Origin of the sequence: Psychrobacillus sp. FSL H8-0510 (genome assembly GCF_038008345.1) — a bacterium.
In the GTDB taxonomy this organism is placed as follows: Bacteria; Bacillota; Bacilli; order Bacillales_A; family Planococcaceae; genus Psychrobacillus; species Psychrobacillus psychrotolerans.
In genome coordinates, this window is the sequence record NZ_JBBOYZ010000001.1 from 2,776,971 (window position 1) to 2,795,019 (window position 18,049).

At 33.1% G+C, this 18,049-nt stretch carries 18 protein-coding genes and 1 other RNA gene; all 19 read right to left on the reverse strand.

Annotation, left to right across the window (positions count from 1 at the left end; translation table 11 throughout):
- Positions 1-89: 89 nt before the first annotated feature.
- Positions 90-707, reverse strand: a complete 618-nt coding sequence (locus tag MHI40_RS14090; RefSeq protein WP_340763159.1) for a hypothetical protein — start codon at positions 705-707, stop codon at positions 90-92.
- Between the two features lie 63 nt (positions 708-770).
- Positions 771-1,220 (reverse strand): hypothetical protein, encoded by a 450-nt coding sequence (locus MHI40_RS14095; RefSeq protein WP_340763160.1) that lies wholly within the window; start codon positions 1,218-1,220, stop codon positions 771-773.
- A gap of 667 nt (positions 1,221-1,887) precedes the next feature.
- Positions 1,888-3,210 (reverse strand): phage portal protein, encoded by a 1,323-nt coding sequence (locus MHI40_RS14100; protein ID WP_340763161.1) that lies wholly within the window; start codon positions 3,208-3,210, stop codon positions 1,888-1,890.
- 47 nt (positions 3,211-3,257) lie between these two features.
- Positions 3,258-4,856, reverse strand: coding sequence for a terminase large subunit domain-containing protein (locus MHI40_RS14105; RefSeq protein ID WP_340763162.1), 1,599 nt, complete (start codon positions 4,854-4,856; stop codon positions 3,258-3,260).
- Positions 4,857-4,859: 3 nt separating this feature from the next.
- On the reverse strand, positions 4,860-5,243 hold the full coding sequence (locus MHI40_RS14110; protein ID WP_340763163.1) for a hypothetical protein: 384 nt from the start codon (positions 5,241-5,243) through the stop codon (positions 4,860-4,862).
- A gap of 63 nt (positions 5,244-5,306) precedes the next feature.
- The gene (locus MHI40_RS14115) at positions 5,307-6,050 is read right to left on the reverse strand and encodes a hypothetical protein (RefSeq protein WP_340763164.1); all 744 of its coding nucleotides are present in this window, start codon (positions 6,048-6,050) and stop codon (positions 5,307-5,309) included.
- Positions 6,051-6,450: 400 nt separating this feature from the next.
- Positions 6,451-7,275: a hypothetical protein gene (locus MHI40_RS14120; RefSeq protein WP_340763165.1), complete on the reverse strand. Its 825-nt coding sequence runs from the start codon at positions 7,273-7,275 to the stop codon at positions 6,451-6,453.
- 183 nt (positions 7,276-7,458) lie between these two features.
- Positions 7,459-7,629: a helix-turn-helix domain-containing protein gene (locus MHI40_RS14125; protein ID WP_340763167.1), complete on the reverse strand. Its 171-nt coding sequence runs from the start codon at positions 7,627-7,629 to the stop codon at positions 7,459-7,461.
- A gap of 81 nt (positions 7,630-7,710) precedes the next feature.
- Complete coding sequence (locus MHI40_RS14130) at positions 7,711-8,574, reverse strand: SU10 major capsid protein (RefSeq protein ID WP_340763168.1); 864 nt, start codon at positions 8,572-8,574, stop codon at positions 7,711-7,713.
- A gap of 73 nt (positions 8,575-8,647) precedes the next feature.
- Entirely contained in the window at positions 8,648-9,067 is a 420-nt protein-coding gene (locus MHI40_RS14135; RefSeq protein ID WP_340763169.1) for a hypothetical protein, read from the reverse strand.
- A gap of 16 nt (positions 9,068-9,083) precedes the next feature.
- Positions 9,084-9,353, reverse strand: coding sequence for a hypothetical protein (locus MHI40_RS14140; RefSeq protein WP_340763170.1), 270 nt, complete (start codon positions 9,351-9,353; stop codon positions 9,084-9,086).
- On the reverse strand, positions 9,354-10,685 hold the full coding sequence (locus MHI40_RS14145) for a hypothetical protein (protein WP_340763171.1): 1,332 nt from the start codon (positions 10,683-10,685) through the stop codon (positions 9,354-9,356).
- An 11-nt stretch (positions 10,686-10,696) separates the two neighbouring features.
- Positions 10,697-11,044: a hypothetical protein gene (locus MHI40_RS14150; RefSeq protein ID WP_340763174.1), complete on the reverse strand. Its 348-nt coding sequence runs from the start codon at positions 11,042-11,044 to the stop codon at positions 10,697-10,699.
- A gap of 241 nt (positions 11,045-11,285) precedes the next feature.
- The gene (locus tag MHI40_RS14155) at positions 11,286-12,284 is read right to left on the reverse strand and encodes a hypothetical protein (RefSeq protein ID WP_340763175.1); all 999 of its coding nucleotides are present in this window, start codon (positions 12,282-12,284) and stop codon (positions 11,286-11,288) included.
- Positions 12,285-12,570: 286 nt separating this feature from the next.
- On the reverse strand, positions 12,571-12,912 hold the full coding sequence (locus MHI40_RS14160; protein ID WP_340763178.1) for a hypothetical protein: 342 nt from the start codon (positions 12,910-12,912) through the stop codon (positions 12,571-12,573).
- A gap of 741 nt (positions 12,913-13,653) precedes the next feature.
- Entirely contained in the window at positions 13,654-14,622 is a 969-nt protein-coding gene (locus MHI40_RS14165) for a tyrosine-type recombinase/integrase (RefSeq protein ID WP_340763179.1), read from the reverse strand.
- Between the two features lie 141 nt (positions 14,623-14,763).
- Positions 14,764-15,117: a transfer-messenger RNA gene (gene ssrA / locus MHI40_RS14170) on the reverse strand.
- Positions 15,118-15,212: 95 nt separating this feature from the next.
- Positions 15,213-15,680, reverse strand: a complete 468-nt coding sequence (gene smpB, locus MHI40_RS14175; RefSeq protein WP_093537685.1) for an SsrA-binding protein SmpB — start codon at positions 15,678-15,680, stop codon at positions 15,213-15,215.
- A 56-nt stretch (positions 15,681-15,736) separates the two neighbouring features.
- Entirely contained in the window at positions 15,737-18,049 is a 2,313-nt protein-coding gene (gene rnr, locus MHI40_RS14180; RefSeq protein ID WP_340763180.1) for a ribonuclease R, read from the reverse strand.

Sequence of the window (18,049 nt, forward strand, 5' to 3'; positions counted from 1 at the left end):
AAAGGGAATTTTATCCTCCTTTGGATATAGGTAAATCCCTCCTATTTGATTGTTTCCCATTGCACAATTAACTTCTATCTTAAAGGTTCTCATTTTACTTTCTTTTTCAGTTTTTCTATTCTTCTATCGAAAGATGTATTTTCTTTTACCCTCTTTTTAATTGCTAATTCGGATATATCTATTGCTTCTTGGAATTTACCAGTTCTTTCATAGGCAATCGCTAATTCTCGAAAAGAAGGATATGAAGGGATTCCCTCCTCCTTCTTGTAATATGATAATTTAATATACGCATTACAAAATTCTTCAAATAGTTGGCAATCTTTTTCTAGTACTTCAATCTGTTTTGAATAAAATGATTTATCTAATTTTATCATCTTCTTATATTCATCCGAAATATTCATATAATTAAAGTGAGTATCTATAACATCAGGGGTTTGTTCTTTTAATGACCACTGTAACAATTGATCCTTTATCTTTATATCACTTATACCTTGTGCCATCACAATTAGAAAATTACTCTTAGAATAACCTACACTTTTAAAATTTCCTTTATCTATTTGTTCAGGATTAGTACCTAATCCTTGTGACCATCTTTTCTTTACTTCATCATGTTCTTTGCTTGTTAGATTATTTAACCAAAAGTCCTCAATTCCATAGTACTTAATATAACCGCCAACTCTTTCTTTCTTCTTGAATATATTTAGCATTTGGACACTCCTATAAATATATTTATCCATATCCTACCATGAAAGCGGAGTATTAATTTTTTATTAAAATCCAGTTAATTCTGCTGATGACGGAACTTCTGTACCATCTTTAGTTAATCCAATTAATTCTTCAAAGTGTAAAGTTTCACCTGCGTCTAATTTGACCATAATTGATTTTACTCTATTAATTGATCCATCTGAGTTAAAGAAAGCAATCTCGCCAATCTCATCAATAGATTGAGATGAATTATTTGTAATTGAACCATAAGCATTTACAAAAGTACCATCTGAGTTGGCTGAGAAATTAGAGAGTGAAAGGTTTTGTGTGTAACTTTCCGATGCAATATCAGAATAATCTCCAGCATCTAATTTCGCTATTTCTGCTTCAATTTCACTAATTTCATCTTCCAAAGAATTTCTCACTTGATATTCCTGATACTGATTAATTCCCACAAAAAATACAGTAATAAAAATCAAACTACCAATAACTATAAACCAATTTTTTTTATCCATTTCATTCCACCCCTTAGAATATATTCTAGTCCATAGTACCATGACGTTTTACTCAAAGATAGGGGAAAAGAAGGAAAATTTATGTGCGTGAAAAAAGTGATATGGTAGGCGGTTCATTTCAATTTTAGGGGTATCACACAAAATATTATCCATATAAATACAGGAGGGGATTAGAACTACGGTTCTACTCCCACCTGAATGTTGATTTAAAGCCATTGTTCTATAATGACTATTATGATACCGTACAGATTATCAAGTAAAATCAAATTTTTATTAGATTATGGATAGATAGTTGTCAATCCAATACTCCTGAGTTCACTGTAATTATTACCCATATCGTATTATTAATTAAATGGGAAATCAAAAAAAATCTCAGTAATATACTGGATTCATTTTTTACATAACATATACGAACGACTGTTCTTATATAACAGGCGAAAAATTTTGGATATATACACTCACACTCTATACCCTTGATACGTCTACATTCTCATTAAACTATCCTATCCCCTTAACACTCGACTTGAAGCAATTACCCCACTCACATCTACCACTCGACTTAACAATATTTTCACACAATCTAAAGATAATACTTTCACAAAAACCAATATTATTTTTCCACAACGAGTAGATATTTTTTCTCATATTATTTACTTACATTACTCACTCAACTATTTACCTCTAGTTCACGTTGAACCTGACCTTTATTATTTCCCTCACTATTTAAACGTTCCATCTCTTGACCAACATCACTAGTCATTGGAGATAGTTCAAGCATACTCTCCATACTCAATGCACCCATCTCTCTTAATGCTCTCAGGTTGCCAATAACCTCTGCATTGTTAGATGGTAAGTCATAAGTAAACAGAACATCAAACGTTGACCATGCTTTATCATTAATGTTTACACCTTTGTATGTTAGCAATGAACGTATTCTATCCCATCTCTCATAGAATCCCTTACGTAAACACTGCTCATTCATACCACCCTTAACACTAGCCAATGAGAATAATAAGCGTACAGATTGCTCACTTACATTGCTTATCTCTGCTCTCCCCATTGATACAGAAGGTGTCATACTTATATCTAATAGTGATTGATACAACTGTGTATACAGAATATCAAATGCTTTAGCATCAATAGTAGCCGATTCAAAAGAGAACGTTCCTCCATCATCTAACTGAATACCCCCTCCTACAATATGTTGAGGAATTGAACCTTTCAACTGTTGACCTGAGATAACTGGAACTGGATTAATCATCTTGTATAGACCGTCAACTGTCTTACTAATTAAATCCTCCATGTTGTCTAGTATCCCTATGAAATCATCTAACTGACTTCTTCCTTCTGTTTCACTATGTTCATTTGTAGATACATAAGCAACTGGCAATCCACTTAAATTTGCAAACTGTGAAGTCATTTGAAGTGATCCACCTTCATTTGTCCACTCTTGAACCTTTTCATCATCATAGATAACATAATAGGAAATACTATCAAATACATATTGCTCAATGAATCCAATCATTTCATTATGTTGATTATAAATAGGAAACCCTTCGTCACTATTAATAATTTTTGATGTGATATAACCCTTCTTATCTAAATAGATATACTCATACACATTCCCAAACTTTAAAAGTTTATCAAGGATAGCAATATTCTTTTCATTAAATTTACCTAACTTATTGACCACTTGAAATTCCTCTACCATCTTTTCCTTACCTGTTATTTGTATAGGATTTTTTAATAGGAATTGTGTTTGGAATGACAAGATAGTTTTTGCCATGTTCAATACAATTTTACGTGGTTCAACCAATTGACCATTATATTGATATGAAGGACGACTTAAAATATTGTGGTGTCCTTCTAAGTAATCCTTTTTGTTCTGTACATCTAATACTCTTGATGTGTTATGAAATAAAGTTGCTTCATCCACAAACCAACCTGTTTTATTTTTATATTTAACTTTGATGTATTGTTCTAAATTCATCTAATCAATCCTTTCAAATTTTGTGAAGTTCATAGTGAACCTCTCTATTAATCCACATACCACTTATTCGCTTTCATTCCCTGTACTGCAAGAGCAGAAGAAATTACACTATCATCATGATGCAGGTCGCTGTTCCCCTTTTTGTTTCCAGTACGTCCGTTTGTTTCAATAAACATCTGCATTTGATTAAGAGTTACCTTGCACTCAATATTGATTAGTCCTAATTCAAATTGCTCTTTGAAATCTGAAATCATAATAGGTTTCGTTTTTTGAGATGTTAAGAATCCGACTTTTAATTTCTTCTTCCCTTGCTCATCAAATGTTTTCATCTTATACATATTGAGATATTGCTTCTCTTTACGTAATCGCTCAATGACTGCTAACCCGTATGAATTAGATTCAACTGTTAAAAATGCGTAATTAAAAAAATGCCCTAAGTCATATATGACCTGAGCAAATTCGTATATCGTTATTTTGTTATGATAGAAACTCATCACTTGTTGTCCATCTATATCGAATACTGATATTGTACTGAAATCTTGACCGCTGCCACTTGCAGTATCAACACCAAAGAAGTATTTTTTCGACCTCTCAGGCAATTCAAACAAGGCAAGTCCCCGATTAACGTATTTTAAAACGCTCTCAGGTACAATCTCAGACACTTCATTCTTAGATAATGGCTCATTTGTGGCACTCATACGCTTTAATACTTTAGTTTGGTCAAATACACTTCTTCCAGTGGATATAAAACTTTCAATTGGATTGGAAGGGAACTCTTGCATGAATTGAGTTTCATCTTCCATGTCTTGTATCTTCCATCTTCGCCACATTAACTGCTTTAAGTTTGCTCCTGAGTTGTGTAATACAATTTCATCATCCTCAAGTTCATCCAGTGATAAACGTTTTCCTTTGTTGGTTGCCTTGTACCATAATTCTGCTTCTGCATAATCAAACTTGAATTGTTTGGAATATAATTTGTGGAAGAAAGGAACAAAATAATCTACATATTTTGATTTACCTTTCATGGCTTGTGTGTAGAGTTTATAGAAGTGGTTGCCTGTTCCGTTGGAGGTTGTCTCTATTGTTAGTTGCGAGTGTTCACCTTTTGCAAGTGATTGTTCCACTGATAATAATTGTGTTTCTTGTGCTTGATAAAATGCAAACTCAGATAGATGAATATATGTGTACGTACTTCCTCGACCAATACTTTTTGATCCAGCCGTTACACTTGAAATTCTTGAACCATTTGAAAAGAATAATTCTCCCCTGTTGTCACGCTTAGTTGTTGGGAACACATTAGAAAACTTCTCTCTAGGGATACCTTCATTCATCATCTTTAATTTATCAAAGAGTGCTTTTGCAGAATCCCCTTTATAACTAACTATAAGAATGTTTTCATTTGGTTTCGTTAATGCTCTCCATAACGCTTTCCCTAATACAAATGTAGATATTCCACTTTGCCTTGCTTTACCAATTATTATGAAACGATTCTTACTCATTAGGTTGTTGATCTCCTGTTGAGCATCATTGATTTCAAATTTTACAAGTTGGTTCTCATTGTCTGTTATGAATATAAAATTCTTTGCAAATAACTCAAAATCATCTAATACCTTTTGGAGTTTACTCTCAGGTTTCTTTGTAGTCATTCATCACAACTCCAAATCATCATAAGCATTTTCAGAACTCTTTTTAGTTGGTTTCTTACTCTTGTATTCTTTATTCATAGCGACAATTTGCTTTTGTATTTCAAATAAAAGTTTAGTCGCCTTTTCATCTCCTGATTTTGCTTTCTCAGAAGTTGTTTCATATATAATTTGCATATCTTGTCCAATTTTCGACTGCAAGAGTAGATTCATTAGAAACTGATATTCCTCGCTTAATTCCCACTTTTCGTAGGTGAAGAAATCTTTTGCGTTAATTTCTTTTAAGATTGATTCCTTAGTACGTGGATTCCTCATGCCATAATTATTTTTCCATTTGAAATACAATTGTTTTTTAATCGTTAATTCCTTTATTGCTTGATTTAGTTCCATCTTCTATTCCTCCTAAAGATTTTCATGTAACAAAAAAAGACGTCAGTTCAATGAACCACCGTCTTAAAACATATCTTCTATATTCTCTACTTCTTGTTTTTTAGTCATGATTGTTTTTTCTGTATTATTAAATGGTGTAGTACGGTATGCATTTACATTTTGGATTTTTTGCGTTCTACCTTTGACTGCTTCATCTTTATAGTTACCAATATTTTTATAGATGATTTCCCTCTCTACTGCTTCATTAACTTTTGTTTTTGCTGTTTTATCAGTGACTTGGAGTATTCTTGCCCATCTGTCATAGGAACAATTAAAGTTTCCATTTCCACTATTTATCCATCTAGCAACTGCACAATAAATGTAATAATCACTCATAGAAACAAATGAATCAAACTTGCTATAGTCGATCTCAGTATGACCCTTTAATGAAGAATTACCAAATATTATAATAATCAAGTCACTTGGTTTATAATCTTTAATAATTTCTCCATCATTATTAATAAGTTTGAAGTTTTTTAGTATCTCTCTTTTACTGTTACAAATCCTAATTACTTTCTTTTCCATTAAAGACAATAATCCTGACTTAATTAAATCAATACTTCTTTGTTTACTTGAACCAAATTCAATTGGTGAAGATTCATGAAGAAATGTAATACTTGTTTCCGTCACACCTTCATAATTTTTCTTTCTTAATAATAAGGAATATAAATATAATTCTACTTCTGTAAGTTGTAAACTTCCATCTTCCGAAATTAAACGGTCTGGAATCATAAAAAATGGTTCTCTTGGTTGGATTCTCTTATTCATTTATAATTCTCCCATCTCATAATAATAAAAATACACTAAAGTGTTTATCTGTATATAGTGTTTATCTTTAAACTGTGTAATATTTGTATACTATTCTATACACTTTTATCAATTATCAATAAAAATATGTATAGGATGTTATACACTTTTTACACACCCTTAAATACAACAATATCACACATCGGAATTTCTGTATAATATTTAATACACTTTTTACACACCTTCTATTTTTGATTAAATTTATCTAATGCTTTCTGTAACTCAGGTGACTTCTTATATAGAGTGAATATCTTACTGTTTTTAATAGAGATGGCTTTAAACACATAATTTATTCCACACTCTTTTAGATGATTGCTCATGCTTTTCGTATAGCAAAAAAAATAATCTTTGGTCATTTCATTCATGCTGATTCTCCTTTCTTATAAGTAGATACCATTCCTTTATTTCTATGAGTTAGTGCATAAGAAAACACATTGTTATTTTTCATCAAGTCATGTGTATCACTTGTAGAAAATCTTTCATTAGTAAACTCTTGAACTATTGAAAATTGTCCACTAGGAATTTCTAATCGGATACCTAAATGTTTAGATGTATTATCTAAATTGAGATAAGTGTACAATTCACCAGTTTTACGTCTGTAAACTCTATCATCTTGTTCCTTCAATTTACGTGTAATTCTTTCAAATACTGAAACATCAAATTCATTCAGAATATCTACTAACTCAGTAAATCCTAATAGTTCTAAATACTGTGTATGGACTGCATTGAATCGCTTATCATAGTGTCCTTTAAATCCACTGTCGATTGCTAACAAGATAAGTTTCCCTTCTAATGATGTAGGTAGTGGAAGGTCATAAAGTGACCACATCATGATTGCAGTAGACATAGCAAATTTATCTGTGTAATTTTCTGTTGAAACTTTTAGGATCGAATTAATATTTGCTGATTCAGGATTAGAAATTGAAGTACCATAAAACTTAGTTAGATGATTGTCGTACGTCTTACCAGTTTTTATTGCTAAATCTACACCAATAGTTTCTCTCGTATCCTCTAAATCTTTTTGATATAACTTAGAGAATGAATAGTATTGATTCACTTCATATCCGAACACTGCTTTTCCAATTGCACATGATACGATTGAATCTATATCATTCGTCATAATTAAAGCAGCGTCTTGCTTTTGGTGTATCCATTGGGGAAATAAATCTTTAAGTTGTTTGTTCATATTGAATGAATATCAATACAGTTTCCTATGATTTGTTGCTTCCTTTTTCGCAAGTGGTTTCACTAAACCAAGTAAAATAAGCCGATTAAATCGACTGAGTACATTAACGAAAAAGGAAACTAAGTTGAGTAATTCATTTGTTCAACTCCTTCTTATTTGTGATTTTCTTTAAGTATGTTTGTTCTAGTATTGTTCGATATATTCTCTATACTTTTTTATCTTTTCTTTAGACATGGCAACTTGTTGATTTTCAAATCTGCTTAATAAACTAATTGAGCAATCCACAAATTCTGCTACTTGTGAAAGTTTGATACGTTTCCTTTTTCTCATAACAAATAATTCTGTTTCTGTCATAATGATTCTCCCTTCTCATGCAATTAATTGAATTTCTTATATTAAAAAAGCACTCACCATTTAGATGAGTGCCATTTGTGACTATGCTACTGTAATTACTGCTACCGCTTTAGGAGAACCTACTTTTAGAGAATATTCCCCAACAATTTGACCTTTTGTACTGTCACCAGTTTTTGCAAGTGGTTCAAAGTGTGCTTCACGTAAAGCAACCATATTTACATAAGCATCATTAAATAAAATTCCTTTAGTCGCTGGAACATGCTTAGATAAAACCACATTTACAGTACCAAAATTAGTATTTACGGAATCTACAATTAAGCCAAAATTATTTGTTTGATGAACATATGAGTAAGAATCTTTGTATACTGCATCAATTTTTTCTTTCACATCTGCATTAACAAATAAGTAATATACCCCTTCTGACAAATCATTGTTCCAAAGGTTTTGCATAGTATTTTTGATTAGTTCCTCTACATTTGCACCTGTTTCTGCATTTGAAGAATCGGCACTCTCAACAATACCTGACATTTTACGAATGAATGGTGTAACTGATCCATCTGCTTTAGTTCCATTAATTAATACTTTTTCAAGATTAATTTTTAACTCTAAAAGACGGTCTGCAACTTCTTCTGTAAACTTAGTTGATTGCATAGCATCTGCCGTACCTGAGATAGATACTGCTTTCTTGAAAATTTGTAGAATTGCAGTTAATTCACGTTTTGATGATGCTTGAAATTCTGTTGTATCTGCACCCTCAACTGCTGAAATATCCTCATCATTTGAAATAGTTTTTTCTTTAAATGTGTATACTGTTGCAAGTGCTTTTTCTACACCTTTAGATAATAGTAAAGAAGCAAATGGAGTTGATTGTACTCCTAAAAGTGCTAGTTCTTGTGATAGTGAAATGCTTTCTGTCGCTGTAAAACCGTTGTTTGATGTAATCATAATTTATATTTCCCCTTTAATTTTTAGTTTTATTTGATATTAAAAAGACGCTAGTTCAAAAAGAACCAACGTCTTACTTTTTAAATAAGTTAGCAATTTTATAACCAATAGCGTTTTTAACGTCACCGTTTTGTATTGCTTGTGAATAAGCATCCTGTGTTCCGTTTGTTTCCTTTGGTACATATCCATTAGATACCTTTATGTCATTAACAATCTTAGTCAATTTAGCAACCATTTTAGTTAAATCCTCTGAGTTATCTACATTAATAACTTCTGCAAATGCTTCAAGACCACTTTCTTGTAAAGTCATTGATACTTTTTTATCAAAAATATCTTTTTTCATTTCTTTTATTTCTGCTAACTCGCCTTGAAGTTTTTTATTATCCTCAATTAATTCATCCAGTGTTCGTGGAGATTTTTCTTCGGTAACTTCCTCAACTTGTTCAACCTCTTGTAACTCTACTTCTTCTGAAACTACTTGTTCATTTTCCATGAATGATTCTCCTATTCTAGTTAAATTTTACGTTTACTTCTTGTCTTGCTAAAATCGGCTTTTCATTAAAAATCCCACTGTATTCAAATATAAAATCTGAACCAGTGGTATCTGTGTATTCATATTCAAATTTTCCCTGTCCGTCTGTTGCTAGACCAAATGTAATTTCTTCTATAAGAGTTTTCTGTTTGTCATATATCGTTAATTTAACATCCTCAGGAGTAACTTTATTTCCGTCAAATGCACGAAATTGCACTTGCAGAAGAATTGTACTTTTTGCGAACATTTATATCACTCTCGTTTCCGTTTGGTTCTCTTTCGTATTTGTATCTGATTGATTGGTTATTGTTTTTACATTTGAATGATTTTCAATCATATTCACTAAGGATTGATTTTCTACCATATCTATATTTGTAGGATTTTCTATCACATATGCAGTAGCATAAACAACTTGTCCTATTTTAATAGGTATCTGTATATCTGTTACTATTTGGATTGGATTAATTCCACTGGATACTATTCTTACAGTTCTAACAAATCTAGTAGCGTTTGATCCTATCCTATTTACAAAGGAAGTAACCTCATAATCTTTGGTATTGGCATTTTGTAAAGTCGTGACATTTGAAACTATCTCATCTATATGTGATGTGACGTTTTTCATCAAGTGTAGTGTACGTGTGGATTCACTAGAGATGCTTGTTGAGTATGATAAAGCAATACTCACCTTTCTTTTAGAACGCTCTAATGAACTAGAAATGATGTTTAAATGACTGTTAAGATTGACTATTATTTTTTGTGAGGGAATTGGAGGAACACCAAAAACTTTAAGATATGGATAGTTACCGTTTTGGAATCCCCAAACTGTATCATCAAATCCTACAAATGAGGATTGTTCTTTCATTTGGGAATCAGTAAGACCTATTCCAAATTCATTAGATGTTGCAACTAATCCTGTAGTATCAATATTGTAATAAGAATTAACTAATCTAGTAGAAGAAACTGTACCACCTGATACACCAAAAATACTAGGAGGATTAATAGTTTCTCTAATTGTAAAAGAACCATTGAAATAACATGAAAGTATTTTAGCAGTAGTAGGAGAATCCATTCGTGCAATTCCAGAAACATGATTATTTCCTGTAACATGAGCAGTAGAAAAACAGTTTTCAACTGTACCACCATTCATTCCACAAATTCCACCTATATGATAATTTCCATCTACATTTCCGTTTGTGAAACAGTTACTAATTAATGAAGTCCCAGTAGTTCCACCTGCAACAATTCCTGTATAGAGTGCAGTAGAAGAAACATTTGCATCAATAAAAGATACATTCTTTATTATTCCTGTTGCAGTATCCAACAATGATACAAAACCTACAAAGTTTGAACTGCCTACAATTTTAATTCCTTTTATTGAGAATCCCTTACCATTAAATGAACACTTAAAACGTGTTGCAGAAGTAGAGCCACCAATTGAAGTAAAGTTACCAAATTTAGACATATCAATATCATTGCCTAACTCATAATATGTGCCTGTTGTAATCTTATTTCTAACATTATTGAGGTCTGTAGGAGTTTGAATGATATAAGGATTTGCAACTGTTCCTGTACCTAACATCTAATCAACCCCTAAACTAAAATCTGAGGTACTTGTAATTTATGAATTATTGTCAATTGGTCATCTGCTGATTCAAATGTAAATGGAGCAAATACTTCTGTCGCTATTGGAGAACCATTTGTAGCAACTTCTAATAAAATACTTTTCCCAACTGTTTTACCTAGAAATGTACTATCCCCTGTAATTACTAATTTATATTCTATTTCTTGTGTAGTAGCATTCCCAGTGACTTGTAAACCATCTACAATTCCAAAACGTTTTAACGCAATTCCTGTAGTATCTTGAACCTCTATATAATTCCAACTTGATAAAATGTATTGTCGTATCTTCTCGTATCCATGATTATTAATTTGAGCCATCTATATGACCACCTTTAATTTAATTTTGTGCATAAAAAAAGGACACCGAAAAATATCGGTATCCTCAAATTCTAGGTTGAAAGCAAGTAATGACACTTACTCTCAGGTGTAACTAAATAATGAACGATAGGGGGTAACTACTCCCCTATACGAAAATAATTGAATGATGATTAAAAAATAATTGACTTTTATTTGCCTCTACATAGAACCTAATATATACCTAAAAGTGTGATGTTTCTATTTATCCTATTTGAGCAAAGAAATCTTTATCCTTCTTATCTTGCAAACGTTTTAATCTATATTTAAAAGCAGATTCTTTCATTTCCAACTTCTCTGCAAAGTATCTCTTATTGATATTTATAATTTCATTCTCTTTACTAAATGTAAATGGTGAAGTGTTCCGAGCATCTATTTCAATCTGTATAAACTTCTTCAACTGACGATAAAAATTTACTTGCTTGTTGGTCAACTTGCCTTCATTTACTCCTAGCATATTATCTATAATTGTTTGTTTCATTTTCATCTTATCTGTTCTAACAATATACTTTTCACCGTCTATTTGATGAACTTTTGTTCCCAGTAACTTTGTTAATTTTCTATACGTTCTATTTCTAACTGATTTTGATATAAAACCAATTATTTGTTCATCTGTTTTTGTTAGGTCTACCTTTGGAAGTAACTCATATAGTGAATCCAATATTAAAGATGATATTTCATCATGCAGTTTCTTAATGGAACGATTAACAGAAGGTGAGATATTTACATGGTCGCTATAAATCTTTTTGAAATCATACCAATTGTCATAATTCAGGTGAGTTTCAACTTCTTTTAACACGCTCTTAGGAATCTTATAAAAGTCATCTACATGATAATGATGTCCTAAAGAAGTTAAGACAGAATAAACAAAGTCCTCACCGTCAAATTTTGCTTTTTCTAACTGTGATCCTGTATCTAATGCCCATTTCATATTCTTTGCTTTCTTACTGTGTCGTGACAACATGACTTTTAAGTTAAATCCAATGCGATATTCAGGTGTGTTTTCATTTGGTGTATACTTTGCTCTCCAACGTCTAAACACCTCTGTACGTTCTTCCTCGTACTCTACATCATATATTTTTACTTCATGTTTGGTACAAACCATTTGAACATCTACCATATCCGATTCAGCAAGTTTTAAAAGGTTCGCTGCTAAATCATATTTACCCTCTTGATGTGCTTTAATTTTCTCTATAAATTCCATTAATGATTCTCCTTCAAATATAATTAGCCACCCTAAAAGAGTGGACACCATATCTGATAACGGAAATATAATATTTTATACTTCTACTATAGTCAGAATATGGGATAATATCAATCAAACTCAAAATTAATTATTTACGGTTAATATTGCATTTTATTCGATTCTTAAAACCCTTATAAATAAGGCATTTTAGAAGTTGTATTATCGAATAAAAGTGCAATTTTATTTGATATTCAAATATTTGCATAAAAAAAGGAAGCATATTTGCTCCCTCTTCTCTTAATTACTATCTTAAATATTTGTCTACCGTATCAAGTACAGATTCAAAAATCATTCTTCTACTATAATTCGCTTTGGTTTTGTTCTTTTTGTTAATTGTATACTGACAAACATCACCAGTGTGTGTAACTAACATAAATATGGCATACCTTGGGGCATCAATCTCAAATCTATTTTCCTGTATAGTGTAGTTAAGAACTTCACCTATTGTTTTTTTTAGTTCTAAATATTTTTTCAAAGTATACAATACTTGATTTACTCTCGTTGGATCTTCCTCTAGCATTAAAACGAATTCAAGTTCACGCTCATCTTTTATAAATTCACTATAATCTTCTCTTTTAATATTCATTTTTAATCCTCCTCATATTTGTGCTTCTCTTCTTTTTTCTTTTTGTCTGACCATCTTTGACCTAAATTCAGAATACTATACACGTTTTACCATTTCAACTTTCTCGCTTTTATCTTTCCACCTATTTTTTATCAATTATATTTAGTAATTTGATAGATTAACGCTTGACTACAGACCTCCCTTTTGGCAGATTAGGATGTTGCTCTAGGAAATAGGGTGCAAGATGTTACCTTATACCTCACAAACTATTAAAAGTAAGTAAGACATAAAGTAACAACTGCATAGGCGTCATAGTCGTGTCTGAGGTTTCTAGTTATGCCCCTGTTTAGTTGTGAAGTTTCCTTCTGTATCGCTCATTGAATTACTGTCCTCAATGTGTGGTAGTCATAATGCTTGTCCACTTGCGTATACTTACCCTAACCGTAGTTAGCCAGTAATCCATACCGTACCTTAAAGATGTACTCTCTAATTCATCACACTGAAAACAAGGAATCAGTTTGATTGTGATATATCCCTTTTGTGCAATGGTAGGAGAACCTTTCCAGTTTTGTTTAAAGTCGAGTTAGTGGGCAACCTAGACCGATTTACACTAAAAATGGGTGCATTTAATAAACCCTGTTGCATCTCCCTAAAAAATTAGGTATAATGAAGGATAAATACACTTATGGTCAGAACATTAGTGTGATTCATATTTAGTTGAGAAGGTCAGGTGCGTCAACACCTTGCCTTCTTTTTTTGTGCTTATAAAAACTCTCGTAAATCAGTGGCTACTTGATCTGAATCTAAATCCAAATACTGTGTAGTTACCCCCAAATCACTATGCGAGAGGGCTTTTGATATGAGAGCAATATTCGCTCCCTTGTTGTATAGATTGGTAGCGTAACCCCTTCTTAAAGCGTGTGCGTTTATATTAGGTAGGTCGTACTTTATGGAATACTTGTGTAATTGTTTAGAAATTGCGTTATTAGATGATTTACTATCATTTATAGGCAATCCATTTTGTGTGATAAATATGTTCTTATTTTGAACTTTGTAATAATCACGAATTTGGTTATTTTGTTCAATTAAAACTTTCAATAAATTTGCAAGTTCTTTGTCAATTGGTAAACGTAAAAACTTATGATTCTTTAATATTGTGCCTTCCATATTTAGATATAGGTTTTCAAAATCAATGTGCCGTTCTGTTAATTCACCTAGTGTACGGATTCTGATACCTGTTCTGTACAATGTTAAAATTGCTACCGTATCCCTAAATCCTATGAAGGTATTTTTATCTAATAGTGAAAGCAGAATATCAACATCATTTGCTTTTGCTGATTTCTTTACTTCTTTATCTATTTTTATTTGAATGTAACTCCAAAACTTTTCCTTCAACCAACCATTATTATGAAACTTACCTAATACTGCTTTAATGGATTTTAATCGAATTAGTTTGGTTGCCTGTGCTACCTCTAAAGAATCCAAATAGTTATAAACTGAATCTGCATTAATATCCTCTACGTATACCAACTTGTTGAACTGTACAAATTGATTAAATATGTAATTGTAACTGTCAATTGTACGTTCTCTATTTCCTGCAATTCTCATCTGTTGAAAAATTGTTGTTAATGCTTTAGGAATCGTTATAGAATCTTTTTTTATATTTTCATTTTGCTTAGAAATTTCTATCTCATTTACATCCACCGAAAATATTCCTCTTTTTCTTCCCATAGAAAAAAACCTCCTAATCAATGATTAGAAGGTTGATTTTTTGATATAACTACATAGAGGAAACTTATGCAAAGTTTAATCTCGTAGTATATCCCTATTGAGTTGAAAGTGTTGATACCACTACGTTTATAGTAGTTTTTTATATGGAGACGGCGGGATTTGAACCCGCGTCCAGAAACTCTAACACTTAAGCTTCTACGCGTGTATCTTGCCTATTTAGGTTTCGCGTAGCACTATGCCGACAAGCGGGCGTTGTGTACGCTATCTTGGAAATCTCTTGCAGACAGCTCAAGTTGCACTGGCTACCGTATCCCACTAAAGTTGAGCTTTACCTAGCCACATGGGCGATGGGTAGATAAAGCAGATCCGAGCTTACGCTGCGAATGCTAAGTTGTTGTTTGTTTTGCCTGTTGTTATAAGTTCCGTTTTTACGGAGCCGAGCCTCCGACGCGCAACTCAAGCTCAGACTATCCCTGTCGAATCCATAACGTCCCCGTTTATGGAATAATGTAAGCTTTGTTACATACCTAACTATACATCAAATATAGTCAAAATTCAAGAGAGACATTCTACCAGTTATGGTTATCCTCTTATCTATTGCTCTCTTTAAATGCTCGATCCATATCGCGTTTTGCTTCTTTTTTCTTCAACACATCGCGTTTATCATAATCTTTTTTCCCTTTTCCGACGCCTATTAAAACTTTAGCGAAGCCGTTTTTCATATACATCTTCAAAGGAACGATCGAATAGCCATCTCGTTTTGTATCACCGATTAACTCACTTATTTGTTTCTTGTGTAGCAATAGCTTTCTTGCACGCAATGGATCATGGTTAAATCGATTCCCTTGCTCATATGGACTGATATGCATATTCGAAATCCATGCTTCGTTATTCCGAATACGTACGAAGGAGTCTTTCAATTGCACTTTAGCATTACGTATAGATTTAATCTCAGTTCCTTGCAATACAATTCCAGCTTCAATCGTTTCTTCAATATAATAATCATGATTTGCTTTTTTGTTCTGTGCAAGAATCCTGTCTTCATTCTTTTTAGCCATTTCATTCACCCCTCAAAACTCAAAAACTGAGAGAGAGCGATTTAGTGATCGCTCTCTTATTTTTTCTTTGGACGTTTACGACGTTGTGATTTTTTCGCAACAGACTCGTAAAACTTCTGTTTCTGTTTTGGTCCTTTTGCTGGTCCTGGCTGCGATTTTTCTCGACTGCCTGACCCACTGCTTGCTCTTTTAGAGGCATTTATAACTTTTGGTGCTTCTCTTCTTGTACGTTGGAATGCTTTTTTCATCCCTACAATTTCAAAGTCAATCGAAGCTTCTTCTGGTTTTACGGCAGATACTCGAACCGTCACCTCGTCACCAATGCGGAACTGCTTACCACCACGTTCTCCAATCATCGCCAATTGACGATCGTCAAAACGATAATAATCATCCGTCATATTCGTAACATGTACTAGGCCTTCAATTGTATTAGGAAGTTCGATAAACAGACCAAAGTTTGTTACAGAACTAACAATACCTTCAAATTCTTCGCCAATCTTGTCAGCCATAAACTGAGCTTTTTTAAGTGCATCAGTATCACGTTCTGCATCTACAGCGCGACGTTCCCGTTTAGACGTATGCTCTGCAATATCGTCCATGATAGCTCCCCAATGATTTACGGTAGCTTGGGACACATCTTCATTTACCAAATATGTGCGTATCAAACGATGTACGATTAGATCCGGATAACGACGAATTGGTGATGTGAAGTGCGTATAAAACTCGGTTGATAAACCAAAATGTCCTAGACATTCAGAATAGTATTTCGCTTGTTGTAATGAACGTAGAAGCATGGTAGAAATAACCGGTTCTTCAGGCATTCCTTCAATGTTTTCAATAATTTCCTGTAACGCTTTTGGATGAATTTCGTTACCAGTACCTTTAACGACAATCCCGAAATTTGTTAAGAAATTAAAGAATCGTTCTAGTTTTTCAGGCTTTGGATCTTCATGAATACGATAGATAAACGGTACGTCCATCCATTTAAAATGCTCGGCAACTGTTTCATTGGCAGCAAGCATAAACTCTTCAATCAGACGCTCTGCTACAGTACGTTCTCTTATAGCAATATCTGTTGGCCAGCCATCTTCATCTACAAGAATTTTCGCTTCTGGGAAATCGAAGTCAATTGCTCCGCGTCTTTCACGTTTCGTACGAAGAACTTCCGCAAGCTCTCCCATTAGTTCAAACATAGGGACTAAGTCTTTATAGCGTTCCATTAATGCTTCGTCTTTTTCTTCAAGAATTTTGTATACATCTGCATACGTCATTCTTTCCGTAGTGCGAATAACACTTTGGAAAATTTCATGTGAAGTCACCATTCCTGAACCGTCGATAATCATTTCACAGGATAATGTTAAACGATCTACTTGAGGGTTTAACGAACAAATTCCGTTTGATAGACGATGAGGAATCATTGGAATAACACGGTCTGCTAAATAGACACTTGTTCCACGGTCATAAGCTTCACGGTCTAATGGCGATCCATCCGTTACATAATGACTTACGTCAGCGATATGAACGCCAAGTTTATATGTACCATCCGAATTTTTCGTCACGGTTACCGCATCATCTAAGTCTTTAGCATCTGCTCCGTCAATTGTAACGATTACTTCGTCACGAAGATCACGGCGATTCTCTAAATCTTTTTCATCAATTTGGTCTGGAACAGCTTCTGCTTGGTTAATCACTTCTTCTGGGAAGTCAATCGTAATACCATGCTTATAAATAATAGAAAGTATATCGACACCTGGATCATTTTTATGCCCTAAAATTTGTGTTACCATCCCGGTAGCGGACTTTCTTTCATTTGGCCATTCGGTAATTTCTACGACTACTTTATGCCCTTCAATAGCGCCTAATGTATCGCCTTTAGCGATAAACACATCCATAGGGACCTTTTTATCGTCTGGAATAACAAATCCAAAGCCTTTATTGTCCTGGAATGTTCCGACAACCTGCGTCATGCCGCGTTGGGTTATTTTAATAATCGCACCTTCTTGGCGATCTCCAGATGAATCTTTGGAAACTCGTACAAGTACTTTGTCTCCGTTGACTGCTCCATTTACTTCTGTAGGTGGTATGAAAATATCATCATTTCCGCTCTCTTCTGGAGTAACGAAACCGAATCCTTTTGCATGCCCAATGAATTTCCCAGCTATTAGATTCATACGTGTAGGAATTCCATATCTATTCGATCTAGAGCGAACGACTGCACCTTGTTCCTCCATTTGAACAAGTGTTTTTACTAATTCTTTAAAATCATCTGCATCTACCAGATTAAAATGCTCTTCCAACTCTTTTGTTGTTAATGGTTTATATTCTTCTGTGTTCATAAGTTCAAGTAATTGTTCTTTCATATTTTCCAT